This window comes from Caenimonas soli (assembly GCF_013155545.1).
Lineage (GTDB): Bacteria > Pseudomonadota > Gammaproteobacteria > Burkholderiales > Burkholderiaceae_C > Ramlibacter > Ramlibacter soli.
The window spans coordinates 194,562-221,409 of sequence record NZ_JABJVV010000008.1; the positions used below are offsets into that span (position 1 = coordinate 194,562).

At 65.2% G+C, this 26,848-nt stretch carries 27 protein-coding genes; 11 read left to right on the forward strand and 16 right to left on the reverse strand.

The features are described 5' to 3' along the window. Positions 1–135: 135 nt before the first annotated feature. The 15 genes from rpsO to HNE04_RS14535 all read right to left on the reverse strand — a co-directional run bounded on the left by rpsO (position 136) and on the right by HNE04_RS14535 (position 14,624). The gene (gene rpsO, locus HNE04_RS14465) at positions 136–399 is read right to left on the reverse strand and encodes a 30S ribosomal protein S15 (protein WP_172220186.1); all 264 of its coding nucleotides are present in this window, start codon (positions 397–399) and stop codon (positions 136–138) included. Positions 400–483: 84 nt separating this feature from the next. Then, positions 484–1,647: a pyridoxal phosphate-dependent aminotransferase gene (locus HNE04_RS14470; RefSeq protein ID WP_172220188.1), complete on the reverse strand. Its 1,164-nt coding sequence runs from the start codon at positions 1,645–1,647 to the stop codon at positions 484–486. Beyond that, positions 1,604–2,455: an SDR family oxidoreductase gene (locus HNE04_RS14475; RefSeq protein WP_172220190.1), complete on the reverse strand. Its 852-nt coding sequence runs from the start codon at positions 2,453–2,455 to the stop codon at positions 1,604–1,606. Before HNE04_RS14475 ends, HNE04_RS14470 begins: the two co-directional genes overlap by 44 nt. Then, on the reverse strand, positions 2,452–2,904 hold the full coding sequence (locus tag HNE04_RS14480; protein ID WP_328700331.1) for a PaaI family thioesterase: 453 nt from the start codon (positions 2,902–2,904) through the stop codon (positions 2,452–2,454). Before HNE04_RS14480 ends, HNE04_RS14475 begins: the two co-directional genes overlap by 4 nt. Before the next feature lie 7 nt (positions 2,905–2,911). Beyond that, positions 2,912–4,462 carry an AMP-binding protein gene (locus HNE04_RS14485; RefSeq protein WP_172220194.1) on the reverse strand — a complete coding sequence of 517 codons (1,551 nt, stop codon included), beginning with the start codon at positions 4,460–4,462 and terminating at the stop codon, positions 2,912–2,914. 27 nt (positions 4,463–4,489) lie between these two features. Further along, positions 4,490–5,881 carry an acetyl-CoA carboxylase biotin carboxylase subunit gene (locus HNE04_RS14490; protein WP_172220197.1) on the reverse strand — a complete coding sequence of 464 codons (1,392 nt, stop codon included), beginning with the start codon at positions 5,879–5,881 and terminating at the stop codon, positions 4,490–4,492. Next, positions 5,874–6,383: an acetyl-CoA carboxylase biotin carboxyl carrier protein gene (locus HNE04_RS14495; protein ID WP_172220200.1), complete on the reverse strand. Its 510-nt coding sequence runs from the start codon at positions 6,381–6,383 to the stop codon at positions 5,874–5,876. Before HNE04_RS14495 ends, HNE04_RS14490 begins: the two co-directional genes overlap by 8 nt. A 49-nt stretch (positions 6,384–6,432) precedes the next feature. Next, positions 6,433–7,902 carry a hypothetical protein gene (locus HNE04_RS14500; protein WP_172220203.1) on the reverse strand — a complete coding sequence of 490 codons (1,470 nt, stop codon included), beginning with the start codon at positions 7,900–7,902 and terminating at the stop codon, positions 6,433–6,435. Between the two features lie 3 nt (positions 7,903–7,905). Further along, the gene (locus HNE04_RS14505; RefSeq protein WP_172220206.1) at positions 7,906–9,090 is read right to left on the reverse strand and encodes a thiolase family protein; all 1,185 of its coding nucleotides are present in this window, start codon (positions 9,088–9,090) and stop codon (positions 7,906–7,908) included. Beyond that, the gene (locus HNE04_RS14510; protein WP_172220209.1) at positions 9,087–9,893 is read right to left on the reverse strand and encodes an SDR family NAD(P)-dependent oxidoreductase; all 807 of its coding nucleotides are present in this window, start codon (positions 9,891–9,893) and stop codon (positions 9,087–9,089) included. The genes HNE04_RS14505 and HNE04_RS14510 overlap by 4 nt, the downstream gene beginning before the upstream one ends. After that, positions 9,890–10,627 (reverse strand): TetR/AcrR family transcriptional regulator, encoded by a 738-nt coding sequence (locus HNE04_RS14515; protein ID WP_172220212.1) that lies wholly within the window; start codon positions 10,625–10,627, stop codon positions 9,890–9,892. Before HNE04_RS14515 ends, HNE04_RS14510 begins: the two co-directional genes overlap by 4 nt. Continuing rightward, the gene (locus HNE04_RS14520) at positions 10,624–11,406 is read right to left on the reverse strand and encodes an ABC transporter permease (protein WP_328700332.1); all 783 of its coding nucleotides are present in this window, start codon (positions 11,404–11,406) and stop codon (positions 10,624–10,626) included. Before HNE04_RS14520 ends, HNE04_RS14515 begins: the two co-directional genes overlap by 4 nt. Then, the gene (locus HNE04_RS14525) at positions 11,403–12,224 is read right to left on the reverse strand and encodes an ABC transporter ATP-binding protein (protein ID WP_328700333.1); all 822 of its coding nucleotides are present in this window, start codon (positions 12,222–12,224) and stop codon (positions 11,403–11,405) included. Before HNE04_RS14525 ends, HNE04_RS14520 begins: the two co-directional genes overlap by 4 nt. A gap of 1 nt (position 12,225) precedes the next feature. Beyond that, entirely contained in the window at positions 12,226–13,239 is a 1,014-nt protein-coding gene (locus HNE04_RS14530) for an ABC transporter substrate-binding protein (RefSeq protein ID WP_172220218.1), read from the reverse strand. A 167-nt stretch (positions 13,240–13,406) separates the two neighbouring features. After that, entirely contained in the window at positions 13,407–14,624 is a 1,218-nt protein-coding gene (locus tag HNE04_RS14535; RefSeq protein ID WP_328700336.1) for a branched-chain amino acid ABC transporter substrate-binding protein, read from the reverse strand. A gap of 201 nt (positions 14,625–14,825) precedes the next feature. Here HNE04_RS14535 and HNE04_RS14540 point away from each other — a divergent pair, with 201 nt between their 5' ends. Both HNE04_RS14540 and HNE04_RS14545 read left to right on the forward strand, forming a co-directional pair. Continuing rightward, a complete protein-coding gene (locus HNE04_RS14540; RefSeq protein WP_172220221.1) occupies positions 14,826–15,206 on the forward strand; it encodes an Hsp20 family protein in 381 nt (126 codons plus the stop codon). An 83-nt stretch (positions 15,207–15,289) separates the two neighbouring features. Beyond that, a complete protein-coding gene (locus HNE04_RS14545; protein WP_172220224.1) occupies positions 15,290–16,126 on the forward strand; it encodes an alpha/beta fold hydrolase in 837 nt (278 codons plus the stop codon). Here HNE04_RS14545 and tsaD read toward each other — a convergent pair. Next, positions 16,083–17,123, reverse strand: coding sequence for a tRNA (adenosine(37)-N6)-threonylcarbamoyltransferase complex transferase subunit TsaD (tsaD, locus tag HNE04_RS14550; protein ID WP_172220227.1), 1,041 nt, complete (start codon positions 17,121–17,123; stop codon positions 16,083–16,085). The genes HNE04_RS14545 and tsaD overlap by 44 nt on opposite strands. Before the next feature lie 48 nt (positions 17,124–17,171). On the opposite strand from tsaD, the gene HNE04_RS14555 reads away from it, so the two are divergent. From HNE04_RS14555 to HNE04_RS14595, 9 genes are all read left to right on the forward strand, one after another. Beyond that, a complete protein-coding gene (locus HNE04_RS14555) occupies positions 17,172–17,804 on the forward strand; it encodes an ANTAR domain-containing response regulator (RefSeq protein ID WP_172220230.1) in 633 nt (210 codons plus the stop codon). Between the two features lie 251 nt (positions 17,805–18,055). After that, a complete protein-coding gene (locus HNE04_RS14560) occupies positions 18,056–19,312 on the forward strand; it encodes a CmpA/NrtA family ABC transporter substrate-binding protein (RefSeq protein WP_172220233.1) in 1,257 nt (418 codons plus the stop codon). A gap of 10 nt (positions 19,313–19,322) precedes the next feature. Beyond that, positions 19,323–20,264: a nitrate ABC transporter permease gene (gene ntrB, locus HNE04_RS14565; RefSeq protein ID WP_172220236.1), complete on the forward strand. Its 942-nt coding sequence runs from the start codon at positions 19,323–19,325 to the stop codon at positions 20,262–20,264. Between the two features lie 82 nt (positions 20,265–20,346). Beyond that, positions 20,347–21,183 carry an ABC transporter ATP-binding protein gene (locus HNE04_RS14570; RefSeq protein WP_172220239.1) on the forward strand — a complete coding sequence of 279 codons (837 nt, stop codon included), beginning with the start codon at positions 20,347–20,349 and terminating at the stop codon, positions 21,181–21,183. Between the two features lie 48 nt (positions 21,184–21,231). Next, entirely contained in the window at positions 21,232–23,370 is a 2,139-nt protein-coding gene (locus HNE04_RS14575) for an ATP-binding protein (protein WP_172220242.1), read from the forward strand. A 17-nt stretch (positions 23,371–23,387) separates the two neighbouring features. After that, positions 23,388–23,759 carry a response regulator transcription factor gene (locus HNE04_RS14580; RefSeq protein ID WP_172220245.1) on the forward strand — a complete coding sequence of 124 codons (372 nt, stop codon included), beginning with the start codon at positions 23,388–23,390 and terminating at the stop codon, positions 23,757–23,759. Then, positions 23,756–24,217: a chemotaxis protein CheX gene (locus tag HNE04_RS14585; protein WP_207717569.1), complete on the forward strand. Its 462-nt coding sequence runs from the start codon at positions 23,756–23,758 to the stop codon at positions 24,215–24,217. Before HNE04_RS14580 ends, HNE04_RS14585 begins: the two co-directional genes overlap by 4 nt. Positions 24,218–24,376: 159 nt before the next feature. Continuing rightward, positions 24,377–25,633, forward strand: a complete 1,257-nt coding sequence (locus HNE04_RS14590) for a nitrate/nitrite transporter (RefSeq protein ID WP_172220248.1) — start codon at positions 24,377–24,379, stop codon at positions 25,631–25,633. Then, positions 25,633–26,847 carry an MFS transporter gene (locus HNE04_RS14595; RefSeq protein ID WP_172220251.1) on the forward strand — a complete coding sequence of 405 codons (1,215 nt, stop codon included), beginning with the start codon at positions 25,633–25,635 and terminating at the stop codon, positions 26,845–26,847. The genes HNE04_RS14590 and HNE04_RS14595 overlap by 1 nt, the downstream gene beginning before the upstream one ends. Position 26,848 lies beyond the last annotated feature (1 nt).

The window sequence follows — 26,848 nt, forward strand, 5'->3', positions numbered from 1 at the left end:
AACACGATGCCATTCCATAAGAGGCCCTGGGCTTCTTGTGGAATGACACAGCGCGTATTCGTCTTGCCGTCTCCGAAGTGAAAAGCGCCTGAGCTAGGGTGAGCTAACTCAGGCGCCTTCGTGTTTTTGTCCTGCTTACTTGCGCAGGCCCAGCTTGCCGATAAGCGCCGTGTAGCGGTCGGCGTCCTTGTTCTTCAGGTAGGTCAGCAGGCTCTTGCGGCGGTTCACCATGCGCAGGAGGCCGCGGCGGCCGTGGTGGTCCTTGGCGTGCGTCTTGAAGTGGGGGGTGAGTTCGTTGATGCGAGCCGTCAGGAGTGCAACCTGCACTTCGGGGCTGCCCGTGTCATTGGCGCTGCGCGCGTTGGCCTTGACGACCTCGGCCTTGTTCAGAGTGGTCATTGGGTTTTCCTTGAATGTTTTAACTTGCGTTGGGGGCTGGAACTGCGCCCCAACGTGCGCCTTGCGGGATGCAAAGCCTTGGAATTATAGCCTGGATGCGCCCAGCCAGGAGTGCAGCCGCTCCACGCCCTGCCCCAGCCGTGCTAGGTCCTTGGACGCAAAGCACCACCTGAGCCATCCCTGCGCCTCCGGCGCGAACGCGTTGCCCGGCGCCAGGCCCAGGCCGGCCTCGGCCACCAACCGCTTGGCCACGGCCAGGGAGTCGTCGAAACCGTCGAGCTTGAAAAAGGCGTACATGCCGCCCTTCGCTGCCTCCACGCGCACCTGCGGCAAGGCCTGGAGCATCGGCACCAGCGTGTCCCGGCAAGCCTTGAGGTGCGCCACGACCCGGGGAGTCACCTCATCCGTGCGCTGCAGAGCCGCGAGGCCGGCGCGCTGGGTAAAGACGCTGGCACAGGAGGTGTTGAATTCCACCAGCTTGCCCATGTGCGGCGTCATCGACGCCGGCATCACGAGCCAGCCCAGGCGCCAGCCGGTCATGAGGAAGCTCTTGGAGAAGCTGTGCACCACCACCAGCCGGTCGTCGGGCGATGCGACGTCGAGGAAACTGGGCGCGCAGCCGTTGGCCGAATCTTCGTAATACAGCCGCTCGTACACCTCATCCGCCAGGATCCAGGTGCCGGTCTTGCGGCAATGCGCCAGGACGGCCTCCTGCTCGGCACGGCTGAGCGTCCAGCCCGTGGGGTTATTCGGTGCGTTGACGATCAGGAGCTTGGTCGAGGGCGTGATGGCATCCAGCAATGCCTGGAGATCCAGCGTCCAGGCGCCGCCCTGCGGCTTGAGCGAGACCCGCTTGAGCCTGGCGCCCATGATGAGCGGCTGAGCCGTGAGGTTGGGCCATACCGGCGTGACGGCGACCACTTCATCGTCCGCGTCCACCAGCGCCTGCACGGCCAGCATCAGCGCATTGACACCACCCGAGGTGATGGCGATCCGGTGGCTTGACACCTTGCCGTGGAGGCCGCTGGTGTATTGCGCCACGGCGTGGCGCAGCTCCGGCAGGCCCAGGTTGTGGGCGTAGAAGGTTTCACCCTTCTGCAGCGATTCGATCGCCGCCTGGCGGATGAAGTCAGGTGTGACCTCGTCGCTTTCTCCGAACCAGAACGCCAGCACATCGCTGCGTCCCATGCCGGCGTTGGCGACTTCACGGATCTTCGATTCTTCGAGGTTCTCTATGGCTTGGCGCATGGCCTCCATTGTCGGTCATGCCGTACTGGCGCTGCATCGACGCGATCCACTGGTCGCGATTGTGGGCTTTGAAGACCACCCGTTCGCGGACCGAAGTGTGGGGCAGGATGAGGAAGGTTTCGGCCGCCAGGCCCTCGACGACGCTTTCGGCAACCTGCTCCGGCGCAAGCAGATCCCCTCCTGCCAGAATGCCTGCCGCCACGTCAGGAGCCTGCTCGCGAAGCCGGGTCAGCATCGAGGTCCTGACGCCCAGCGAACAGAGCGCGCTGACGCCGATGCCCCGGAGTCGATACTGAATGGCCAGCCATTCAGCGTAGGCGACCGCCGCATGCTTGGTGACCATGTACGGAGCGTCCATGTTGGCGAGCAGGCCCGCTGCGGAGCACGTAATCAGGATGTACCCGGCGCCACGTTTCAACATCCCGGGCAACACCGCGTTCGACAGATGGACGTTGCTCATGACGTTGGCGGCCCAACTCATTTCCCATGCCGCCGCGGGCGCAGATACCCCATTGGCCTGGAAGACCCCCGCATTCGAGCACAGCAGGTCGGTGGAGCCGAAGTCACCTTCGAACTCACGGGCCAGTCGCTCGAGATGTTCGGCTTTCGTCACATCGACTTGATAGGGACGAGCCCCCAGTTCTGGATGCAAGCCCTGCACTTCGGCTGCCAAGCGCCGTGCAGCGTCGAAATCCAGGTCGGCAATACCGATGCCGGCGGCACCCTCTGCCGCAAACCGGCGTGCCATCGCGGCGCCGATGCCGCCTGCCGCCCCTGTGATCAGGATGTTCTTGCCGCGCGGGGTCATACCGTCAACTGCTCACGCGATGCGTGCCAGGTCGAACTCGCCGACGCTATGAGGCGCCCCTCCGGGTCCGTACAACGCGACTCCATGAACCATACCCGCTCGCCCGCGTGCAGCACGGAAGCCTCGCAGCGAAGCCGGCCACTCGCCACCCCACGCACGAACTGGGTCTTCAACTCAAGCGTGGCGCCGGTTCGGCCCTCGTTGAGCATCAAATGGCCCATAGAGGCGTCGAGCACGAGGCACACGATGCCGCCGTGCAGGGCGCCGCGGGGATTGAGCATGAAGTCGAGGATGTCGAATTCGATCACGCAGCGCTGCGGCGCGTAGCTGAAGTCCAACCCCAGCAGGCGCGCCAGGAAAAAGGCGCCGGGCTGCTGCACATGCGAGGCCAGGGCGTTCTCGAACGCCTCGCGGGCGACGCGGCGATCGACGTGTTTGAGCGCTTCCACGGCCCGACTACACGTTGCGGGACTGGCCTTGCCAGTATTGGCTACGGACCGACTTGCGCAGGACCTTTCCTGCCGGACTGCGCGGCAGTTCATCGATGAACTCCACCGATTTCGGCGTCTTCACGGGCCCGAGGCGCTCGCGGCACATCTCCATGATCACCTCCGGCTCGACCGCCCGGCCCGGCTTCAGTTCGATCACCGCCTTGATGGCCTCCCCCCACTTCGCGTCGGGGACGCCGACGACGGCGCAGTCCTGCACCGACGAATGGCTCATGACCACCTGCTCCACTTCGAGCGGATAGACGTTGTACCCGCCGGTGATGATCATCTCCTTCTTGCGATCGCAGATGTAAATGAAGCCTTCGTCATCCTGCCAGGCGAGGTCGCCGGTGTGGTGCCAGCCGTGTTTTGAGGTTTCCGCGGTCGCATCCGGGTTCTTGTAGTAGCCCTTCATCAGCAAACCGCCCTGGACGCAGATCTCGCCGATCTTGCCTCGCGACACCGGCTTGCCTTCGTCGTCCAGCAGCGCGACGCGCGCGAACGGCGTCGGCCGCCCGCAGCTCAAGAGCCGCTGGTCGATCACGGCCCCGTTCGCATCGACGTGGTCCTCCGGTCCAAGGTAGGTCACCGACGTGGGCACCTCGGTCTGGCCATAGGCCTGCGTGAGGACCGGCCCGAAGACCCCGATGGCTTCACGCAGCTTCGATTGGGAGCTCGGCGCGGCGCCATAGATGAAGTGTCGAAGCGACGAATAGTCGAATTCGCGCACGTTCGGCTGCGAGAGCAGCGTATACAGGGCCGTCGGCGGAAGGTACAGCCATGACACCCGATGGCCCGCGATCGCCTCGAGCGTGAGCTGGGCGTCGAAGCCGCGGTGGATGATCATGGTGCCGCCCAACGCGAGGTTGACCATCGCCAGAACGCCCGCCGCGTGGCTCAAAGGCGCCACGGCCAACTGTATCGGCGGCGCTTCGAAGCGCAGACGCGCGCAGAAGTTGGCAATCGTCGTTTCGAAATTGCGGTTGGTGTTCATCACGCCCTTTGGCCGACCCGTCGTGCCGCCGGTGCCGCGCAGCCAGCACATCGCCTCCGGCTGCCAGGGAAGGCAGATCGCATCGTTCGGCTGCGCGGCCGCCCAAGGCTCCACCTCGGGCCCCATGTCGCTCGCGCCGTCGATGCAGTAGAAGTGCTTGACCTTGGTCAGGCGTTCACGCACCAGCCGTGCGAAGGCTTCGGAATCCTTCTGGAAGAACAGGACTTCGACGTCGAACTGCTCGACGATGTAGAGGTTCTCCTCGACGGCATTGACCGGATTCAACGGAACCCAGGTCCCTTCGGCCTTCAGGATGGCCAGCATCGCGGTGAAGGCGACCGGATGGTTGCGGCTGACCACCGCGCATTTGGTCTCCCGGTGGACACCGGCGGCGCGCAAGCCGTGGCCGATGCGCGTCGCGAGGTCGCCCACCTCCCGGTAGGTCCTGCGCTGGCCCTCGAAGACCAGGCAATCCCGCTGGGGCACGCGGTCCACGCTGTTGTCGAAGAAGTCGATGAGATTCATGGGGTTCTCCTGGTGTGGGCGCCGGGCTCAGCGGCCGCCGGCCGGCGCGTCTAACCATTGCGGCAGGAACTGCGTTTCCAGCCAGCGGGTCGTGACTTGCGCGTCGCGGAAAGCTGGACTGGCCAGCACGGCCCGGTTCAGCCCGATGGTCGTGGAGATGCCCTCCACTTCGAAGCTGTCGAGTGCGCGAGTCAGCAGGTCGGTCGCCTGGAGCCGGTCGGCGCGGTGGGCGATCAACTTGGCGACCATCGAGTCGTAGAAAGGGGGGATCATGTACCCCTCCTCGCAATGCGTATCCAGCCGCAGCCCCTCGCCGGAGGGCGGTTTCCAGCGCGTGATGCGCCCCGGAGCGGGCATGAAGTCGCGCAGTGGGTTCTCGGCGTTGATGCGGCATTCGATGGCATGGCCTCGCACCGCGATGTCGCGCTGGCGCACGGATAGACGTTCGCCGGCCGCCACCCGCAGCTGCTCGCGCACCAGGTCCACGCCAGTCACCATTTCGGTCACCGGATGCTCCACCTGGATGCGAGTGTTCATCTCGAGGAAATAGAACCGGTCGGCATCCGCATCAAACACGAACTCCACCGTGCCGGCGCTGAAATATCCGACGCCTCGAGCCAGTTCCAACGCCGCCTCGGCCATCTCGGCGCGGCGCACCGGTGACAGTACCGGCGACGGCGACTCCTCGATCAGCTTCTGGTGGCGCCGCTGGACGCTGCAATCCCGGTCGAACAGGTGGACGAGGTTGCCGTGGCGGTCACCGAGCACCTGGATTTCGATATGCCTGGCGCGCTCGATGAATTTCTCGAGATACACGGTGGCATCGCCGAAAGCGGCCAAGGCCTCGGCCTGCGCGCTCTCGTAGGCCACCGACAGCGACTGCGGATCGCGCACGATGCGCATGCCGCGGCCACCGCCGCCGGCACTCGCCTTCAACAGGCACGGGTAACCAATCACCTCGGCGGCGGCGCGCACCTCCTCGACGCTCTTCAGTTGCTCAGAGCCCGGCACTACCGGCACCCCGGCCGCCTTCGCCAGCCGGATCGCGCTCAGTTTGTCCCCCATCGCCTGGATGGCTTCCACGGAAGGCCCGACGAAGGCGATGCCGTAGCGGGCGCAGGCGCGGTGCAGCTCCGCGCGCTCCGAAAGAAAGCCATAACCCGGGTGCACCGCCTGGCAGCCCGTGCCGTGCGCCGCCGTCGCGATGAGATCGCTGCGCAGATAGCTCTTGGCCGCCGGTGCAGGACCCAGACAGACGGCCCGATCGGCCAGGCGCGCAGCGAGCGAATGGCGATCCGCCTCCGACATGCCGAGCACCGACTCGAGGCCTGCCTCGCGGCAGGCACGGATGATGCGCACCGCGATCTCGCCGCGGTTGGCGACAAAAACGCGGCGGAAGGGTTGCGAGACGTCAGGCATGGCTCGATCGCTCGATCAGCAGCAGCGTCTGCCCATGCTCGACGAGCATCGCATCGGCCGCTTCGATACGGATCACGCGACCGGCGCACTCGGCGACCACCGGGGTGAAGAGCTTCATGACCTCGATCAGGCCGACCGTATCTCCCGCCTTGACCTGATCGCCTTCCTTGACAAAAGGCGGCTCGCCGGCAGATGGCGAGCGGAAGAAGATCCCCAGCATCGGAGCGACGATGCGGTGCAGCCCATCGGCCTCCGCAGCCGCGGGGGCCGTTGCAGGCCCGCCGGAACGCGCGGGCGCGGGCGATGCCGCAGGAGCTGCCGTCAGCGTTTCTGGCGCAGCAGCAGCGACCGGCGTCATGGTCTGGCGGGCCGGCGCAGACGCCGTACGGTCGATACTGAGTTTGATATCGCCGAACTCCAGTTCGAAGCTGGTAACGCTCTCGCTCTCGCGGATCAGCCGCAGCACTTCGACGGCATCCTGGTAAGTGAAACTGTAGGACATGGGTTTTTTGGGTTGGGTCGGCACCACGTGGTTCCTCAACGTCAATAGGTCAAGCGTGCGACATCGCGCAGCGGATGCCACGCGCTTCGAACTTGACGGATTTCAGACTCGTGTCGGCGGCCAACTGGCGCACCAGCGCCTGCAGCGGCTTCTCAACGGTCGGCCGTTCGGTGAAGTGGCGCTTCTCCTGCAACAGCGAATTCAGCTGCTCCTTGCCGTAGAACAGCGCGATGAGCAAATCCTCGTCGCTGCGGAACGGCCCGTGCTCCCGGCGGAAGCGTTCGAGGACGCGCGATTCGAACATGGCCGCGTGGTCGATCCTCGGGGGCGAATCCCCGTTGAGCACCTTGTCCACGACATTCGGGTCGATTGGACCGGGGGATTGCCCGTAGTAGCCAAGCACGTACTGGACAAGCTCCTTCGGCACCGTCTTGTAGCGTTCGCCCTGGATGACGTTGAAGGTCGCCTGCACGCCGACGAACTGGGAGAACGGCGTGACCATGATCGGGCAGCCCAGCTCGATGCGGATCCGGCTGGCTTCCTCGAGCACTTCATCCTGGCGGTGGATCAGGCCGATTTCGCGCAACTGCTTGCGGAAGTTGGAGATCATCCCGCCGGGGATCTGGTGGCCGGCAAACGAGTTGTACCTCAGCGGGTCGTATTCCGCCGAGGGCTGGATGGGATGCTTGTCCCTGAAGGCGATCCAGTGAAAGTAATCCTCGGTCCGGCGGATCGCTTCCACGTCGAGCGAGGTCGGCAGGCCGATTTCGTCCGCGATCGCAAGGATGTCCAGCGTGCTCGGTAGCGACTCGCCGTTCGCCAGCGGACCGGAAGCGGTGGTCACGGCGGAAACCCCCGCGAGCATCGCTTCGCGGTAGGCCTCGTGCGCCAGGCCCATCGAGTGGTGCGCCAGGAACTCGATGGGAACGCGGCCTCCGATCTCGGCCTTCAGCGCGGCGAGCAGCGTCTTGGTGCGCGGCCCCGTCAGCAGGCCGCTGGCGTCGCACATCGAGATCGAATCGACACCGATGGCGAGCACCTCGCGCGCCTTCTGGACGAAGTGCTCGTCGGTGTGGATGGGACTCAACGAGAAAGCCAGCATCGCCGAGGTCTTCATCCCCAGCCGCCGCGCGATCCGGAAATTGGCCTCGATGCTGGGAATGTCGTTGAGGCCGTCGAAGACCTTGATCCACTGGGTGCCGCTGTTGCGCAGGCAGCGGAACAACAGCTCGATCACCTCGTCGGGATACCGCTCCCAGCCGAACAGGTTGCGGCTGCGCATCAGCACATCGATCGTCACTGCCGGCATATACGTGCGCAGCAGGCGCAGGCGCTCCCAGGGGTCGTCGCGAAGAAACTTGACCGCCGTCTCGAAAGCGGCGCCCGATGTCACGCACACCTTGGCGAAGCCGGACCGGTCGATCCATTGGGTCGCGCCCAGCATGTCCTCAGTCGACATCCGGGTGGCCCACAGCGATTGCGGGCCGTCCCGCAGCGTCTCGTCGATGAAACCGAGCATTGTTTAGACCTTCACGATGACGGCGTCGGCCTGGCCGTACCCACCGCAGATGGCGGCGGCACCGTAGCCCCCGCCGCAGCGCGCAAGTTCGCGAGCCAGCCCCATGACGATGCGTGCGCCGCTGGCGCCGGTCGGATGGCCGAGCGCGACAGCGCCGCCGTTCACGTTGGTGATCGCGCGCAGCGACCGCGTGCGCCCGGCATCGCCCTGCGCGAGCTCCAGAGTGGACACCAGCGGCATGGCGGCGAACGCTTCGTTGATCTCGATGCGCTTGATGTCGGAGATGTCCAGTCCGGCTTTCGACAGCGCCAGCTGGATCGCCCGCGCGGGCATGTAGACGGACGAATCCGGCGCCCCGCAGACCTGGGCGTACGAAACCAGTTCACCGAGGGCGGAGGCGCCATTGCGCGCTGCCCGCTCGCGGGACATGAGCAATACCGCGGCCGCTCCGTCATTCAATCCGGGGGCGTTCCCCGCCGTCACCGTGGGGCCGCCGTACACCGTCGGCAACCGGCTGAGCTTTTCGCGGGACACAGCGCGGCGCGGCGATTCGTCGATCGTGAACTCCTCGTCGTCCTCGCCGTTGCCGGCGACCGCGATGGTTTCGTCCGCGTAGAGGCCCGCATCGAGCGCCCGAAAAAATTTGAGATGGCTTTCGTAAGCCCAGTCGTCCTGTTCCTCGCGACCGACACCGAAAGCCAGCGCCGCCTGGCCGGTGACTAAGGCGATGGGCTGCCCGGTGATCGGGTTGCGCATCTGCATGGGGTCTTCGACGGTGAAGTCCCCCAGCCGATGCCCCCAGCGCACCCCCTTCATCATGAAGGGGGTCTGGCTGGCGCTTTCGATCCCCCCCGCAAGGATGAGGCCCGCCTCGCCGCCGCGGATCCTCGACATTCCCAGCCCGATGCACGTCATCGACGAGCAGCAGGCGCGATCCACCGTGAGCGAAGGCTTGTCAGCCGGCACACCCGCCCTGATCGCGATCTGCCGGGCCGCGACCGACGTCGACGCCGCCAGCAGGGCGGTACCGAAGAAACTCTCTTCGACATCGGCAGGATCGACGTCGGCGCGACTCAGCAGCGCCCGGGTGGCCAGGGCTCCGAGTTCGACCGCCGAATAGCCGGCCAGCTTGCCACCAAACCGCCCGAATGGCGTGCGCAGACCCTGCGCCAGCACCACGTTAGTCATTGACGTACTCCTTGATAGCCGCCCATGGCGGCCCCCGCGGGGATGTAATCCGGGCGTGCCACGGCACTAAGGCCCCCGTCGGCGACGAGGTCGATCCCGGTGATGTATGACGCGTCGTCCGAGCCCAGGAAGGCGCAGACGGCAGCGATCTCCTCCGCCAGGCCGAAGCGGCCCAGCGGGATGCGATTGGCCCAGGCGGCCTCCGAACCGGCGGCACGCAGCTCCTGGTTCAACGGAGTGGCGGTGAAGCCGGGCGATACCGAATTGACCCGGATCGAATCGGTGGACAGTTCGTTCGCGAGCTGTCGGGTCAGCGCGATCACCCCGCCCTTGGCAGCGGCGTAAGCGGCATTCACCGCGCCCACGGAACCCGCCACGGAGGCGACGTTGACGATCGCGCCACGGCCGGCGCGACGCATGGCCGGCGCCACGGCGCGGGCTACGTAGAACATCGAGCTGAGATCGATGTCAACGACACGGCGCCATGCCTCGTCGCTGGTCTCGCCGATCGCTCCGCGCGCGATGATACCGGCGCTGTTGACCACGACATCGATCCCGCCCATCCATTCTTCCGCACTCCGCAGGACGTTGGTCACCGCGGCGCTGTCGGCCACATTGGCGCCATAGCCCGCAACCCGTACGCCGCTCGCGTCAATGGCGCCCGCGCCACGTCGAGCCCCGTCGATATCGAGATCAACGAGAGCCAGCGTCGCGCCTTCGGCGAACAGGCGCCGCGCTGTAGCCAGCCCGATTCCGGACGCGCCGCCGGTCACGACGACGCGCTTGTCGGTGTAGCGCATCATTGGCGGGCCTTCCGGACGGCCCGCGAACGGCCGGTCTCGACGGGGGCCTGGGCCGGAACGCCCAGGTAGAGGCACAGGAAACGGCTCACGTGTCCGGCCATCTCCGGGTCGTCCAGGTGGATTGGGCCGGGATCGTTGATGGTGGCGTTGACCAGCAGGCCGTTGACGAACTGCATGGCCTGGCGGACCAGCAGATCGTCATGGCCGCCCGGGAGCCGATTCGCCAGCGTCTTTGCGATCAGCGCGGAGCCGCTCCAGCCGAGCTTCTTGAACGGCGTCCAGACGCCCGGCCGCGTCGATGCGTGCTTGAAGGCGGCCAGGTAGAGGCCGCGGTTGTCCCGGTAGATACGCACCCAGAACGTCGCGATCGATTCGAGGAACTCTGCGGCCGGCGCATCGCGCGCGTCGAGCTCGTTCAGCATCTGCTGGATCCCGTCCCAGACATCGGCAATGGCCGACTGCTGGATTGCGGTAAAGAAGACTTCCTTGTTCTCGAACCGGCCGTAAAAGGCACCCACGGAAGTCCCCGCAGCGCGGCAGACTTCGCTGATCGAGATCTTCTCGAGGCTGCCGCCGTCGAGCGCTCGGCTTCCCGCCTGGATGAGCGCACGGAAAGTGGCCTCGCTGCGCGCCTGGCGCGCCGGCGTCGCCTCCTGGAGTGCCAGGAAATCGTCGATCGGATACTTCCCGTCGCCCCGTGCAGCCGGTTCCGCGGCATCGTCCAACGACTTCATTTCCACCTCAACAAGTGTTTTTCGACCGCGCTCATGGCATGAATCAGCACGACGCCGAGCACCGCCAGGAAGAACAGCACCGCGAACACACCGTCCGTGTCAAACGTGCCCGCAAGGTAGGTCAGCATCTGGCCCAACCCGTGTTGCGAGGCGATGATTTCCCCGCCAATGACACCGAGCAGTGCATAGATCAGCCCGAGGCGAAGCCCCGAGAAGATCGTCGGCACGGCACTCACCAAGGTCACCTTGAAGAAGATGGCAGCCTTGCTGGCACCGAGCATGCGGCTCAGCGTTAGCCAGTCGGAGTCGACGCTGCGCGCCCCAGCCACCGTGCTGTTGAGCACGATGAAGAAAGTCAATGACGTGCCCAGTGCGATCTTGGACGTCACGCCGAGGCCGAACCACAGCAGGAACAGCGGCGCGAGCGCGATGCGTGGCAAGGCGTTGAGCGCCGAAAACAGCGGATCGAAGAACCGCTCGAGCGCCGGGTAGGCCACGAACAGCAGGCCGAACGCCAGCCCTCCCGCGCTGCCCAGCACGAATGCGATGGCAGTCGACCAGAGCGTCCAACCGGCCTCGGTGAGCAACTGGCCGGTGACGAAGATGGACTTGTAGAGGTGCGTGAATATCTTCGACGGATGGCCGATGAAGAGGGGGTCGATCAGGCGCTGCCGCGCCACGATTTCCCACAGCACGAGGAAGGCGGTCAACACGATGACCTGCCACATGAGGATCTGCAGGGACTGCCGGCGCGAGAACTGGGCGGTGACGGCGTTCACTGGGTCACCTCCTCTGCGAGCGTCTGCGGCACACCGAGCGCTTGTTCAAGCCACGACCAGACCTGGGCGTAGATGGCGTGGAAAGCCGGGTCTTTCTGCAACGCGCGGACGGACCGAGGACGCGGCAGCGAGATGGGGATGTCCACCAGGATGCGCCCCGGCCTGGCAGACATCACGACAACGCGATCGGACAGCATCACCGCTTCTGCCAGGTCGTGCGTGATGAACAGCACGGTGCGGCGCTCCTCGCTCCACAGGTCGAGCAAGACGTCCTCAAGCTGCATCTTGGTCTGGGCGTCGAGCGCGCCGAACGGCTCGTCCATCAGCAGCACCGGGGATTCGAGCGAGAAGGTGCGGGCCAGGGCCACCCGCTGGCGCATGCCGTGCGAAAGCGCTTTGGGGTAATGGTTCTCGAAGCCGGCGAGCCCCACGTGCTTCAGCAACTCCTGGGCGCGCTCGCGGCGCCGAATCGCCGGTACGCCCCGGAACTCGCCGCCCAGCATCACGTTGTCTATCGCCGTGCGCCATGGGAACAGGCAGTCGCGCGCCAGCATGTAGGCCACGTCGGCGCGCCCGGCTTTCGGCGACGTGCCCGCGACGGCGATCTGCCCGTCTTGCTGGTCGATCAGCCCGGCGATCAGGTTCAGTATGGTGGTCTTGCCGCAGCCGCTGGGCCCCACTATGGAGACGAACTCGCCGGCGTTGATCTTCAGGCTCGCGTCGCTCACCGCGACGACATTGGCACCGAAGCGGTGATTGACGTGCCTGATCTCGATCGACGCAGCCCGCCCTTCGACCTGCGCCTCGCTCGTGTCCACTTCAAGGCGCCTTGTCATAGACCAGGCTCGCGGCCGAAAGAGGTTTTTCGATCAGCTTGTTCGCCATCAGGAATGAGTTGAACCCATCCACCGCCTTGCGATCGAATTTTGTGCCGTACTGCGCGATCATGCCCTTGACCATCTGGTCGAACACCTGCTCGCGATTGGGCACGTCGTCGTGCAGGCGGAAGCCTTTCGCCGCGATGTCGCGTGCCTCCTTGAAGTTCTTCGGATCGCCAAGCCACTTCACGGCTTCGGCATGTGCCCGAAGGAAGCGGTCGATCACGGCAGCGTTCTTCTGCACATACTCGCGGCGCGCCTGCCAGACCACATAACCGCCGTTCATCGACTGAAGGTCGGCCGGGCCCTGGCCCTTGCTCAGGTCGACGAACACGGTGCACTTCTTGGTGGCTTCGCACAGACCCGGGATCGGGTCCCAGCTGACGATGGCGTCCACCTGCTTGGCCGAAAGCGCCGCGAACGCGGTCGCCGGCGCGCCCACCGCAACGAAAGTGATGTTGTCGGTCGGCACGCCCGCGCCGGCCAGCAGCGCCTTGGCGATCATCTCGGTCGATGAGCCGCGCGCCGTGACGCCGATGCGTTTACCGGCCAGCGCCTTCATGTTCTCCGGATAGGTTTTGCCCTTGGCCGCCTCGGCGATCTCGGCTGCCGCGGAGAGCGAATAGATGTTGTTGGTGATGTCCGTGCCGAGGATCATCAGGTCATTGCCTTTGGCGACGGCCTGCATCATGACGTCGGCCGAGCTGACGATGATGTCGACGCTCCCGGCGGCAGCGGCCTGCTGAGCCAGCGGCCCGTTGGCCAGGGTGACGGACTGGCAATTGAGGGCCTCTTTTTCGCAGAAGCCCTTGCTTCGCATCACCCAATCCACCAAGTGGAGCAGGTTCCCGGGGTACTCCTGGGTGCGGACCGTCTGCTGGGCAAAGGCCTTCGCGGACGTAAGCGCCAGTGCGCACATGACGGCCGCAGCCGCAACAACATTCCTGCCACGCATTTGCGTCTCCTAGATAGGTTAAAGACGTTTCCGAATCAGAATCACGGTTCTATTTTGATCGGCGACACCAGTCTGCATACCCGGAGAAACCCGCATAAAGAATTTGCATGGCTCGACGGTGAGCAAAAAAAAGCGGCCCTGGGGCCGCCTTCACGTCGTGGAAAGTCCTAAGGCCGAATCATCCGGCAGCTGTGAGGCAATTCGGCCTGCGCCGCCGGAATCTGCCGGATCACCCGGAACCCGTAGCCCGATCCTTCGACGTCGAACTTCACCCCGGGCGCGCCCTGGCGGTCCATCACGCCCACCACCAGCTGCTGCTGAAACTGGTGATCGGCCGCGCGCATCTTGCCGGCCTGGCCTTGCAGGTTCACGAACACGTGCTCCATCGCATTCGCAACCGCCACGGCATCGATGCTGCGGGCCTTGTCGATGGCCTGGGCCAGCGCCTCGATCATCAGCTGCATGCGCATGTGCACATAGTCGTCGGCCGGCTTGGGGTAGCGCTGGCGGAAGGACTGGTAGAAGGCTTCGCTCTGCGCCGTCTGCACGTTGGGGAGCCAGTCGGCCACCGCGATGACCTTGCCCAGCCCCGCCTCGCCCATGGCGGCCGGCGCGCCCAGCGCGTTGCCGTAGAAGGTGTAGAACTTGCCGTCGAAGCCGACTTCCCTCGCGGCCTTCACCAGCAGCGTCAGGTCGTTGCTGAAATTGCCGGTGATGACCGCCTCGGCCCCGCTGGCCTTGATCTTGGTGGCATAGGGCGCGAAATCCTTGATGCGCAGCAGCGGGTGCAACTCGTCGCCCACGATCTGGATATCGGGCCTTTGCGCGCCCAGCTGGCGGCGCGCTTCGCGCAGTACAGCCTGGCCGAAGCTGTAGTCCTGGCCCAGCAGGTAAACCGACTTGAGGGCCTTGTCTTCGCGCAGCACCGACATCAGGGCGGCCATGCGCATGTCGGCATGGGCGTCGAAGCGGAAATGCCAGAAGCTGCACTTCTCGTTGGTCAGGATGGGATCGACCGCCGAATAGTTCAGGAACAGCACGCGCCGGCCCGGCTCGCGCTCGTTGTGCTTGTTCACCGCCTCGATCAGAGCGGCTGCCACCGCCGACGAGTTGCCCTGCACGATGAACTGCGCGCCGTCGTCGATCGCCGAGCGCATGGCGGACAGCGCCTCCTCGATCTGGCCCTTGCTGTCGTAACGGTCCAGCTGCAGCATGCGAGCCCCTTGCGCCGTCTTGACGCCGCCCCGCTGGTTCACACGCTCGACGGCCCAGACCAGGTTGCGAAACACCGCTTCGCCGCCATTGGCATTGCCGCCCGACAAGCCCTCGATCATCGCGATCTTCACGGGCTGCTGCGTGCCCTGGGCCCAGGCAAAGTTCGGCACAAGTAGCGACGCGGCGAGAGATTTCAAGACCTGGCGGCGCGGATTTTTCACTTCGGTTTTCCCTTGAAAAGCACTTGAAATCAACCGCTGCGTTCACAGATGGGAGGCATGCGGCGATCGTGGTTGAGAGTCGCGCAGTGTATAGGACGGGCGGAAACAAAAACCGCCGTCCACATCCCTCTTCATGACAAGGAGTTCGACATGTTTTTCGCACCCGTAGTTCGCACCCGCGCCCATTCCCCCGCATTCCGCTCGTTCGACCGCAGCTTCGAGCGCTTCGTCAACGATGCGTTCTTCAGCAATGCCCAGCAGGGCTTCGACGTGAAACAGGACGAGAAGGCCTGGACCGTCACCCTGGACCTTCCCGGCGTTGCCAAGGAAGAACTGGCCATCAACATCGAGGGCAGCATCGTTCGCATCGAGACCCAGAAGGACGCCAAGCGCCAGTTCAAGGCCGCCTACGAGCTGCCGCAGGACATCGACGCCGAAGCCAGCGCTGCCAAGCTCGAGAACGGCGTGCTGACCCTGACCCTGGCCAAGAAAGTGCCGGTCAGCAACGCGCGCCAGATCGAGATTAAATAAGGAGATGACAAGGCACCGCCTGCGGCGGGCCTTGTACTTCGGCGCTGCGCGACTAGACTGCCCCACAACCTGTGGAGGTGCGCATGCCCACCAGCGCGATCAACGGAGTCCAGCTCTACTGGGAGCTCAGCGGCAACGGTGAGCCCGTTGTCCTGGTGCACGGCTCCTGGGGCGATCATCACAACTGGGCGCGTGTCGTCCCCGCCCTCTCGAACACGCTGCGTGTCGCCACTTACGACCGCCGCGGCCACAGCCGGAGTGAACGGCCGGGTTCGGGCAGCATCGCGGACGACGTCGAGGATCTCGCTCGCCTCATCGAGCATCTGTTCGATGGTCCCGCACACGTGATCGGCAACTCCTTCGGTGCGGCCATCGCGCTGCGCCTGGCGGCGCAACGCCCCGATCTGGCCCGCAGCCTGGTCGTGCACGAACCACCCTTGTTCGGCTTGCTCGACGGCAACAGCGAAGCCCGCCCCGTGCTCGACGCCGTGGGGGAGCGAATAGCGGCCGTGGCCGCGCTGCTGCAAGCGGGCGACATGCCAGGCGGCGCCCAGCGTTTCGTGGAAACCGTTGCGTTCGGGCCGGGCGCGTGGACGCAGCTGCCTCAGGCCACGCGGGAGACGTTCGTCTTCAACGCACCAACCTGGCTGGAAGAAATCCAGGAGACTGAGTCGGCGACGATGGCGCTCGACCGCCTGTCGGGTTTTTCGGCGCCGACGCTGCTGAGCCTTGGCGGACAGAGCCCGCCTTTCTTCGCCATGGTGGTGGAACGCGTCGCGCAGGCGCTACCGCACGCGGGCAGGTACCTGTTTGCCCAAGCGGGCCATGTGCCGCATTTGAGCCATCCAGAGGAGTACATCCGCGTCGTCAACGGCTTCATCCGTGAAACTGCAACTCCCCGAGGGGCCAGCGCGGTTTGACGTCGAAGGCGTAAACCCGCCTGGCCTCCTGAATACCGGCTTGTAGCCGCATCGCTGCGGCCATGGCGATCATGGCGCCGTTGTCCGTGCACAGGTGCAGCTCGGGGTAATGCACACGCACCCCACGCTTCGCACTGGCGGCGTTGAGCTCGCTGCGCAGGGACTTGTTGGCGCCGACGCCCCCTGCGACGACCAGTCGCCGCAATCCCGAGCGCTCCAGCGCCGTCATCGACTTTTTCACCAGCACTTCGACGATGGCCGCCTGGGTCGAGGCGGCGAGATCGGCCTTGCGCGCATCGAGTTCCGGGCCCAGCTTTTTCGCCTGCGTGAGCACGGCGGTCTTGAGCCCCGCGAACGAGAAGTCGAGGTCGCCGCTGCGCATCAGCGGTCGCGGCAGCTTGAAGGCTTCGGGATCCCCCTGCTCGGCCAGCCGAGACAACGCCGGCCCGCCGGGATAGCCCAAGCCCATCAGCTTGGCCGACTTGTCGAAGGCCTCACCCGCGGCATCGTCTATGGTTTCGCCCAACAGTTCGTAACGGCCGACGCCGTCAACCCGCATCAACTGCGTGTGGCCGCCGGAGACCAGCAGCGCCACAAAGGGGAATTCCGGCGGGTCCGCACTAAGGAAGGGCGACAACAAATGCCCTTCGAGGTGATGGACACCCAGCACCGGCTTGTCCAGGGCGGCGCCGAGAGCGCAGGCAACACCCGCGCCCACCAGCAACGCACCGGCCAGGCCCGGCCCGCGGGTGTACGCGACCACGTCCACCTGGGCGAGGCTCGCACCAGCCTGGGTCAGCACCATTTCGGTGAGCGGCAGCACGCGGCGGATGTGGTCGCGGCTGGCCAGTTCGGGCACCACGCCGCCATAGGCCTGGTGCATGTCGATCTGGCTGTGCAGCGCATCGCCACGCAGCACCGGCACGGCCGCCCCTGTCGCCTCGACCAGGGCGACACCGGTTTCGTCGCAGGAGGACTCGATTCCCAATACAAGCATCTGCGCAGTTTAGGTTACGTTGGCGCGAATCTTGCGCACCTCCCGGGCATGACGCCTTCCCAGTCCCTTCGTATCGTGGTTATCGCACCGGATTCGCTCACGCCGGACGTCGAGGACACGCACGCGCTCGAACTGGCCGAGCGTTCGCGCCAATTGCGCATCAGCCTGCTGGAGAACGGTTACAACATCATTGCCGTGCTGCCCACGGACACTTTCCTGGGCGAGCGGATCGCCCAGCTGCAGCCCGACATGATCGTGGTCGATGCCGAGAGCGCCGCCCGCGACGCGTTGGAGCACGTGGTGATGGCCACCCGCGCCGAACGCCGCCCCATCGTGCTGTTCACCAATGACGAAGACACCACGCACGTCAAGGATGCGGTGGCGGCCGGCGTCACGGCCTATATCGTCGCCGGCTTGGCGCCCGAGCGCATCCGCCCCATTCTGGACGTGGCGATGGCGCGCTTCCAGCACGAGCAGGAATTGCGCAGGGAACTCGCCGACGCCCGCTCCGAATTGCAGGAGCGCAAGGTCATTGACCGCGCCAAGGGACTGCTGATGCAGCGCCAGGGCCTGTCGGAGAAAGAGGCCTACGACAAGCTGCGCAAGACCGCCATGGATCGCGGCCTCAAGCTCGGCGATGTCGCGCAGCGCATCCTCGACGTGGCCGATCTGCTGGCCTGAAGCACTTCTGGTGCACCGCTTGGTGCGCCGCACAAAATGAGTGCGCGCACCAGCGCGGACGGGGCTGAAACGTTGGCACGGCTATTGCTCAACACTCTGCATGAACCAATGAAGGTTCCTTGACCCGCACGCTTCAATGGCGAAGCACTCCGCGGGTCGTTCCGGACGAAGGCGTCCCCACCAACACCTTGTGTGTTGCGTGCGGACGCCTTTTTTGTTTTGTTTTTTCTTGTCGTGGAGACCAAGACGTGATGACCGATCTTCTGAAAACCAAGCTGTCCCGCCGCACCGTGCTGCAAGCCGCAGCAGCAGGCGCCGTGGGCATCTCGCCCGCCTTGCGATCGGCCGTGTGGGCCCAGGGCTCCGATGCACCCGAGAAGAAAGAGGTCAAGATCGGCTTCATCCCCCTCACCGACTGCGCCAGCGTGGTGATGGCCTCGGTGCTGGGCATCGACCAGAAGTACGGCGTCAAGATCATCCCGACCAAGGAAGCCAGCTGGGCCGGCGTGCGCGACAAGCTCGTCAATGGCGAGCTGGACATGGCCCACGTGTTGTATGGCCTGATCTACGGCGTGCACATGGGCACGGCCGGCCCGAAGAAGGACATGGCCATCCTGATGAGCCTGAACAACAATGGCCAGGCCATCACGCTGTCCAAGAAGATCGCCGACAAGGGCGCCGTCGATGCCGCCTCGCTGGCCAAGCTGATGGAAAAGGAAAAGCGCGAATACACCTTCGCCCAGACCTTCCCCACCGGCACCCATGCCATGTGGCTGTACTACTGGCTGGCCAGCGCCGGCATCAACCCATTCAAGGATGCCAAGGCCATCGTGGTGCCGCCGCCCCAGATGGTGGCCAACATGCGTGTGGGCAATATGGATGGTTTCTGCGTGGGTGAACCCTGGGGCCACCGCGCCATCATGGATGGCATCGGCGTCACAGCCGTCACCACCCAGGACATCTGGAAGGACCACCCCGAAAAGACGTTGGGCACCACGGCCGAATTCGTCAAGAAATATCCCAACACAGCGCGTGCCGTAACCGCCGCGATCCTGGAAGCCGGGCGTTGGATCGACACCGGCCTGCAGAACAAGATGAAGATGGCCGAGACGGTGGCCGACAAGTCGTACGTCAACACCAGCGTCGATGCGATCAACCAGCGCATCCTGGGCCGCTACCAGAACGGCATGGGCAAGACCTGGGACGACCCCAACCACATGAAGTTCTACAACGACGGCGCGGCGACGTTCCCCTACCTGTCGGATGGCATGTGGTTCCTCACCCAGCACAAGCGCTGGGGCCTGATCAAGGACCACCCCGACTACCTGGGTATCGCCAAGCAGATCAACCAGATCGACGTCTACAAGCAGGCCGCCGCCGCCTCCAAGACGCCGGTCCCGAAGGACGTCATGCGCACCAGCAAGATGATCGACGGCACGGTCTGGGACGGCAAGGACCCCAAGAAGTACGCGGACTCCTTCAAGGTCCGCGCCGCACCCGCAGCCTGAGGAGAAAACCATGGTCAGCGCAGTTTTTCATTCCCCGCTCGAGAACCCCGCATCCCCACCGGTGCTGGGCCCGCGCGAGCAGCCCGCTCCCGCCGTGAAGACCGTCGCCGCCAACACGGCGGCGCGGACTGCGCCGGCCGCCGAAGCCAAGCCGTCGCGCCAGCCCTTCGACTGGCGTGCCCTGTGGCTCAGGGTCCTTCCGCCGATCTTTGGCCTGGGCTTCCTGGTGGGCATCTGGGCCATCGTCGCGATGAAAACCGGCAGCGGTTTTCCGACACCGGCCGAGACCTTCAAGCAGGCCGTCGACGTGTTCAGCGATCCGTTCTACCAGAAGGGTCCCAATGACCAAGGCATCGGCTGGAACGTGCTGCTGTCGCTGCAGCGCGTGGCCTTCGGCTTCGGCATGGCGGCGGCCGTGGGAATCCCCCTGGGCTTCATGATCGGACGCTTCACCTTCCTGTCGCGGATGTTCAACCCGCTGATCAGCCTCTTGCGCCCGGTGTCGCCGCTGGCCTGGCTGCCGATCGGCCTGATGGTCTTCAAGGGCGCCAACCCGGCGGCCATCTGGACCATCTTCATCTGCTCGATCTGGCCGATGATCATCAACACGGCCGTGGGCGTGCAGCGCGTTCCCAGCGACTACATGAACGTCGCCCGGGTGCTCAATCTCTCCGAATGGAAGATCGTCACCAAGATCCTGTTCCCCGCGGTGCTGCCCTACACGCTCACCGGCGTGCGGCTGGCAGTGGGCACGGCCTGGCTGGTGATCGTGGCGGCCGAGATGCTCACGGGCGGCGTCGGCATCGGCTTCTGGGTCTGGGACGAGTGGAACAACCTCAACGTCAAGAACATCATCATCGCGATCTTCACGATCGGCATGGTCGGCCTGATCCTCGAATTCGCGCTGATCAAGCTGGCAACCGCATTTACTTTCGAAGAGGTGAAAGCATGAACGCAGCGCAGAACCGCTTCAAGCAAGTTCACGCCCCCTCGGGGGGCAGTGCAGCCGCCTTGGCGGCAAACGTGGGGGCCCTATGAACGCCAATCTGACTACCAAGTACATTCAGATCCATGGTGTCGAGCAGACCTTCAAGACGAACAAGGGACCCTTCGTCGCGCTGCGCGACATCAACCTGACGGTTGCCAAGGGCGAGTTCGTGACGATGATCGGCCACTCGGGCTGCGGCAAATCCACGCTGCTGAACCTGATCGCCGGCCTGACGACACCGACGCAGGGCAGCCTGCTCTGCGCCAACCGCGAAATCGCGGGCCCCGGTCCGGATCGTGGCGTGGTGTTCCAGAACCACTCGCTGCTGCCTTGGCTGACCTGCTTCGAGAACGTCTACCTGGCGGTGGAGCGCGTGTTCGGCCAGACCCGTGAGGCCGGCATCCCCGCGGAGAGCCGGGCCCAGCTGCGGGCCCGTACCGACGCCGCGCTGGCGATGGTGGGCCTGACGGCGGCCGCACAGAAGCGACCGGGCGAGATTTCGGGCGGCATGAAGCAGCGCGTGGGCATTGCCCGCGCCCTGTCGATGGAGCCGAACGTGCTGCTGCTGGACGAGCCCTTCGGTGCGCTCGACGCATTGACCCGCGCCAAGCTGCAGGACGAGCTGCTGCAGATCGTCGCCAAGACCCACAGCACCGTGGTGATGGTGACGCACGACGTGGACGAGGCGGTGCTGCTGTCCGACCGCATCGTGATGCTGACCAACGGCCCGGCGGCCACCATCGGCGAAATCCTCGCCGTGGACCTGCCGCGCCCGCGCGACCGGATCGAGCTGGCGGAAGACACGCGCTACGTGCATTACCGAAAGGCCGTCATCGACTTCCTCTACACGCGCCAGTCGCACGTCGAGAAACTCGTCGCCTGACACAGCACAGGCCCCGGAAGAACCAATAAAAAAGAACGGAAATCCACCATGGCCGCAGTCCTCCCTCTCGACCCCGGCGCCTCGGGCGCCGCGCCGCGCAAAGCCGGCTCCACGCGCGACACCAGGACGCGCGCCGGTTTCTCGTTCGGCAAGTACCGCGAGATCATCATCGCGGTGGCGTTCTTCCTGCTGTTCGACCTGGGCGTGCTGGTGCTGAACTTCTACACCTCGTTCAAGATCGACCAGGACACGGTGGCCATCAACCTGGCCGGCCGCCAGCGCTATGTTTCGCAGCGCATCGCCCGCACCCTGCTCGAGCTGGACGCGGCGCGCATCGCGGGGCAGCCTTACCGGCCGGACACCCTGGCCGAGTTGCGCGCCGGCGCCAAGGTGTTCGACCTCTCGCACAAGGCGTTCCGCGAAGGCGCGACGGTGCCGGGCGGCGACGGCAAACCGGTGTTCCTGGAAGCCGTGACGTCGCCGCGCGGGCGCGAATTGGAGGACAAGGTCGAGGCGCTGTGGCGGCCCTACTTCGACAAGCTGCAGCCGATCCTCGGGAGCGACAACTTCGCGCCCGACAGTCTGGCCGCCGCCCTGGGCTACAGCCAGGCGAACAACATCAAGCTGCTGGGCGTCGCCAACGACTTCGTGACCGAAACGCAGCAGATCGGCGCTTCCCGCGCCAGCGTGCTGCGCATGGTGCAAACCGGCGGCATCGTGCTGGCGCTGCTGAACTTCGCCTTCATCCTGTTCAAGTTCCTGAACCGGCTGAAGACCTCGGACGCCGCGATCGAGGCGGCGAACGAAGAAAACCGCGAAATCCTGACCAGCGTGCGCGAAGGCCTGTTCCTCATCACGCCGGACTTCAAGCTCGGCTCGCAGCTCTCGCAGTCCGCGCACACCCTGTTTGGCCGCCAGCTGGCGCCCGGCGACAATTTCTTCGCCTTGCTGCACCCCCTGGTGTCCGACAAGGCGCTGACCGATGCGCGCGACTATGTGCAGCTGCTGTTCGCGCCCCACGTCAAGGAAGCGCTGGTGCAGGGCATCAATCCGCTGTCTGAGGTCGAGGTCGCCGTCAAGAACCGCCTGGGCCAAAATGCCCGCCGCCACCTGTCGTTCCACTTCAACCGGGTCCAGGAGGGCGGCGCGGTGCGGCACCTGCTGGTCACGGTGCAGGACATCTCCACGCGCATCGAACTCGAGACCAAGCTGCAAAGCGAGCGCCAGCGTTCGCAAAAGGAATTCGCCATGCTGCTCAAGGCGATCGACGCCGACCCGGCGCTGCTGCGCCAGTTCGTCGCGCGCGCCGAGACCAGCTTGCTGGAAATCAACGACATCATGCGCAGCGCCTCCGCCGTCCACGGCGAGGCCGCCATCCTCAAGCGCCTGGACGAGATCGCCCGCAAGGTGCATTCGCTCAAGGGCGATGCCGGCACCCTGGGCCTGGAGACGGTGGCCAACCAGGCCCATCTGTTCGAAAGCGAGCTGCTGCGCATCCGCCAGTCGGGCGGTGCCAGCGGCGACCTGGGAGCGGCGCTGTTGTCGCTGCCCCTGCCGCTGGAAGACTTGCTCAACAAGGTGTCGGCCCTCAAGAGCCTGACCGGCCTGCAGCGCCCGGCGCAGGATGCGGGCTCGCCCGATGCGGTCAACGGCACATTGACCAAGCTGGCGCAGGACGTGGCCGCCGACACCGGCAAGAAGGTCCAGGCCATGGTGCGGATCGGCAGCCAGAGCGACCTGCACGAAACCACCGCAACGCTGGTGCGCGAGATCGCTGTTCAGTTAGTGCGCAACGCAGTGGTGCACGGCGTGGAAACGCCGAAGGTCAGAGCCGCCGGGGGCAAGCCCGACGAAGGAAAGGTCGAAGTGCAACTGGTACGCGGCGAGACCGAATGGACGCTCGCGGTACGCGACGACGGCGCCGGCCTTTCCGCCACGAAGGTGCGCCAGAAGCTGCTCGATCTGGGCTGGTACACGGCGCAGCAGCTCGACAGCTTCGACGACCGCCAGATCGTGTCGCACATCTTCAAGCCCGGGTTCTCCACCGCCGGCAATGTGTCGATGCACGCGGGCCGCGGCGTTGGGCTGGACCTGGTGCAGTCCAACGTGCAGAAACTCGGCGCCCGCATCCTGCTGAGTTCCACGCCCGGTGAGTTCACCGAGTTCAAGATCAAGTTCGCCGCATGACCGAAAAGAGAACTGCCATGCGCCTCCTCATCGTCGACGACTCCAACATGATCCGCTCGCGCATTTCGCGGGTGGTCCAAAGCGGTGGCCTGGCCGGCGTTTCGCTGGTGGGCCTCGCGCGCAACGGCGCCGAGGCCGTGCGCATCGCCCGCGCCACCCGTCCCGAAGTGGTGACCATGGACCTGACCATGCCTGAAATGGACGGCGTGGAGTGCATAGGCCAGCTGCTTCGCCTCTTCCCCAACATCAACATCCTCGTAGTGAGCGCCCTCTCCGACAAATCCACAGCCATCGCCGCGCTCAAGCTCGGCGCCCGCGGCTTCGTAGCCAAACCATTCACCGACGACGAACTCAAGATGGCCCTGCTCGACGTCATGGAGGCAAGATGATCGATTCCCTGCACCAAAACGAGCTGAAGCTTTTCGTCGATTCGGTCCGGCGCTATTTCCAGATCATCACCAAGCAGGAGCCGCAGATCACGTCTGCCTTCCTCGGCACCGGAGACATCGACGGTTACGACTTCAATGGCATCGTGACCTTCTCCGGCTCGTACAACGGCCACGTAATCGTTTCCATGCCGCCGCAGCTGGTGCGCGAGCTGCTGCTGCTGCAAGGCGAGACCGACCTGTCCGAGAGCAACCTGCTGGATGCGGTGGGCGAAATCGCCAACACCCTGGGCGGGAATGCCCGCAAGGCGCTGGGCCCCGCCCTGCAGATCTCGGTGCCGGTGAAGCTGCACGGCTCCTCCGGCGTCAAGGCGCGCGTGCGCAAGCACCCTTACGTCATCACGCTGCGCTGGAACCACCAGCCGGCGATGGTCTGCGTGGACATGGAGAAGCGGCACTAGCCGCGGGCACCTGCGCCTAATTTGGTGCGGCGCACCAAATGGGCTTGCATAACGCCCCGCTTTGAAGCGCCAGGGCGGCATTTTGCGTGCCCCATGCTGGCACGGTTCTCGCACTGATTCTGTGAACTTACCCCTTCAGTTTCACAGAGGATTTGCACCATGGCGGGTTTTCGCACCTTCTTGAAGTCAGGACATGCGCCGACGCTGTTCGCCGCTTTCCTGTATTTCGACTTCTGCTTCGCGGTCTGGGTCTTGAACGGCGCCATGGCCCCCTTCATCAGCGAGGCCTACCAGCTCACGGCCGCCCAGAAGGGTTTCATGATCTCCGTGCCCATCCTGGCCGGAGCGCTGATGCGCTTCCCGCTGGGGGTGTTGGCGCAGTACATCGGCCGCAAGAATGCCGCGCTGGTGGAGATGGGCCTGATCGTGCTGGCCCTCGCCTTCGGCTTTTTCTTCATCAGCTCCTATGACCATGTACTGGCCATGGGTGTGCTGCTCGGGATCGCGGGCGCCAGCTTCGGCGTGGCGCTTTCGCTCGGCTCGGGCTGGTACCCACCCAAATACAAGGGCCTGGCGATGGGCATCGCCGGCGCCGGCAACTCCGGTACCGTGCTCGCCGTGCTGTTCGCCCCGCCGCTAGCCATGGCCTACGGCTGGCAAGCGGTCTACGGCCTGGCCGCCTTCTTCATGCTGATCCCGATGGTCGTGATGGTGGTTTTCGCCAAGGAACCGCCGGACATCGAGCACCAGACCTTCCGCCAGCACATCGCCTGCCTGTTCGAGAAGGACGGCTGGGCGTTCAGCCTGATCTACGTGATCACCTTCGGCGGCTTCATCGGCCTGGCCAGTTTCCTGCCCACCTACTTCCACGACCAGTTCGGCGTCACCAAGGTGCAGGCCGGCCAGCTCACGATGCTCGCGGCACTGATGGGCTCGGCCATCCGGGTGGTCGGCGGCTACATCTCCGACCGTATCGGCGGCATCAACACCCTCACCGGCGTGCTCGCCGTCGTCGCCGTCACGCTGGTGTTGTGCGGCATCGCCGGCAGCTCGCTCACCGTGACCACGCTGCTGTTCATGCTGTGCTTCGCCGCACTGGGCGCGGGCAATGGCGCCCTGTTCCAGCTGGTGCCGCTGCGCTGGCCGCTGGCCACGGCGGTGGCCGGTTCCATGATCGGCGAAATCGGCGCCCTGGGCGGCGGCTTCCTGCCCAACGCGATGGGCCTGTCCAAGCAGTACACCGGCACCTACTTCTGGGGCTTCCTGGCCTTCGCCGTGCTCGCCGTCGCCATGCTGGGCATGCTGCGGGTGATGCAGATCCGTTGGACCCGAACCTGGGCGGAAAAAGGCGGGCGTGCTCGCCCGGCCGAAGGAGGAGCGCCCCACGCCAAGCCTGGCATGGCCGCCGCCAAGTAATGGCGAGGACTCGCAATTTCCTCGGTGCCGGCCACGCACCCACCCTCGGCGCCGCGTTTTTCTACTTCGCGTTTTCCTGCTGCATCTGGGTGATGAATGGCGCCATGGCGCCATTCATCACCGAGGCCTACAACCTGTCCCCCGCGCAGAAGGGGGTAATGCTCTCCATTCCTATCTTCGCGGGGGCGCTGATGCGCTTTCCGCTGGGGATATTGGCGCAGTACATCGGCCGCAAGAACGCCACACTGGTGGAAATGGCGCTGATCATGGTGGCGCTGCTGTTCGGCTACTTCTTCGTGGATTCCTACGGCAGCCTGCTGGCCATGGGCGTGCTGCTGGGCATCGCAGGGGCGAGCTTCGGCGTGGCGCTGAGCCTGGGCTCCGGCTCATTCCCGGCCCGTTACAAGGGCCTGGCGATGGGGCTCGTGGGGGCCGGCAACGTGGGCACCGCCGTGTCGGTGCTGGTGGCGCCCGCGCTGGCGCAGCGCTTCGGCTGGCAAGCGGTCTATGGCATTGCCGCGGTTGCCATGCTCCTGCCGATGCTGGCGATGATCTTCTTCGCCAAGGAGCCGTCCGACATCGCACCGCACGCCCCGCTGCGCGAGCACATCGCCTGCCTGTTCGAAAAGGATGGTTGGGCCTTCAGCGTGATCTATGCCGTCACCTTTGGCGGTTTCATCGGGCTTACCACCTTCTTGCCCTCGTACTATTACGACCAGTTCGGCGTGAGCAAGGTACAGGCCGGACAGCTTTCAATGCTGGCCGCTTTCGTAGGCGCCGCGGTGCGCATTTTCGGCGGCTGGATTTCCGATCATTGGGGCGGCGTGAATACCCTCACCGCCGTGCTGGCCACTGTGGCGGTGACGCTGGTGCTGTGCGGCCTGGCGGGCAATTCGCTGGTCGCGACCACCCTGCTGTTCATGCTCTGCTTCGCGGCCTTGGGTGCGGGCAATGGCGCCCTGTTCCAGCTGGTGCCCCTGCGCTGGCCACTGGCCACGGCGGTCGCCGGCTCCATGATCGGCGAGATCGGCGCGCTGGGCGGCGGGCTTATTCCGAACGCCATGGGCTTGTCCAAGCAGCACACGGGCACCTACCTCTGGGGCTTCGTGCTGTTCGCTTTGTGCACGGTCCTGGTATTGATGATGCTGCGCACGATGCAGTTCCGGTGGACCCGAACCTGGGCCGAGAAGGGCGGCCGCGCGCGCACGGCCTGAG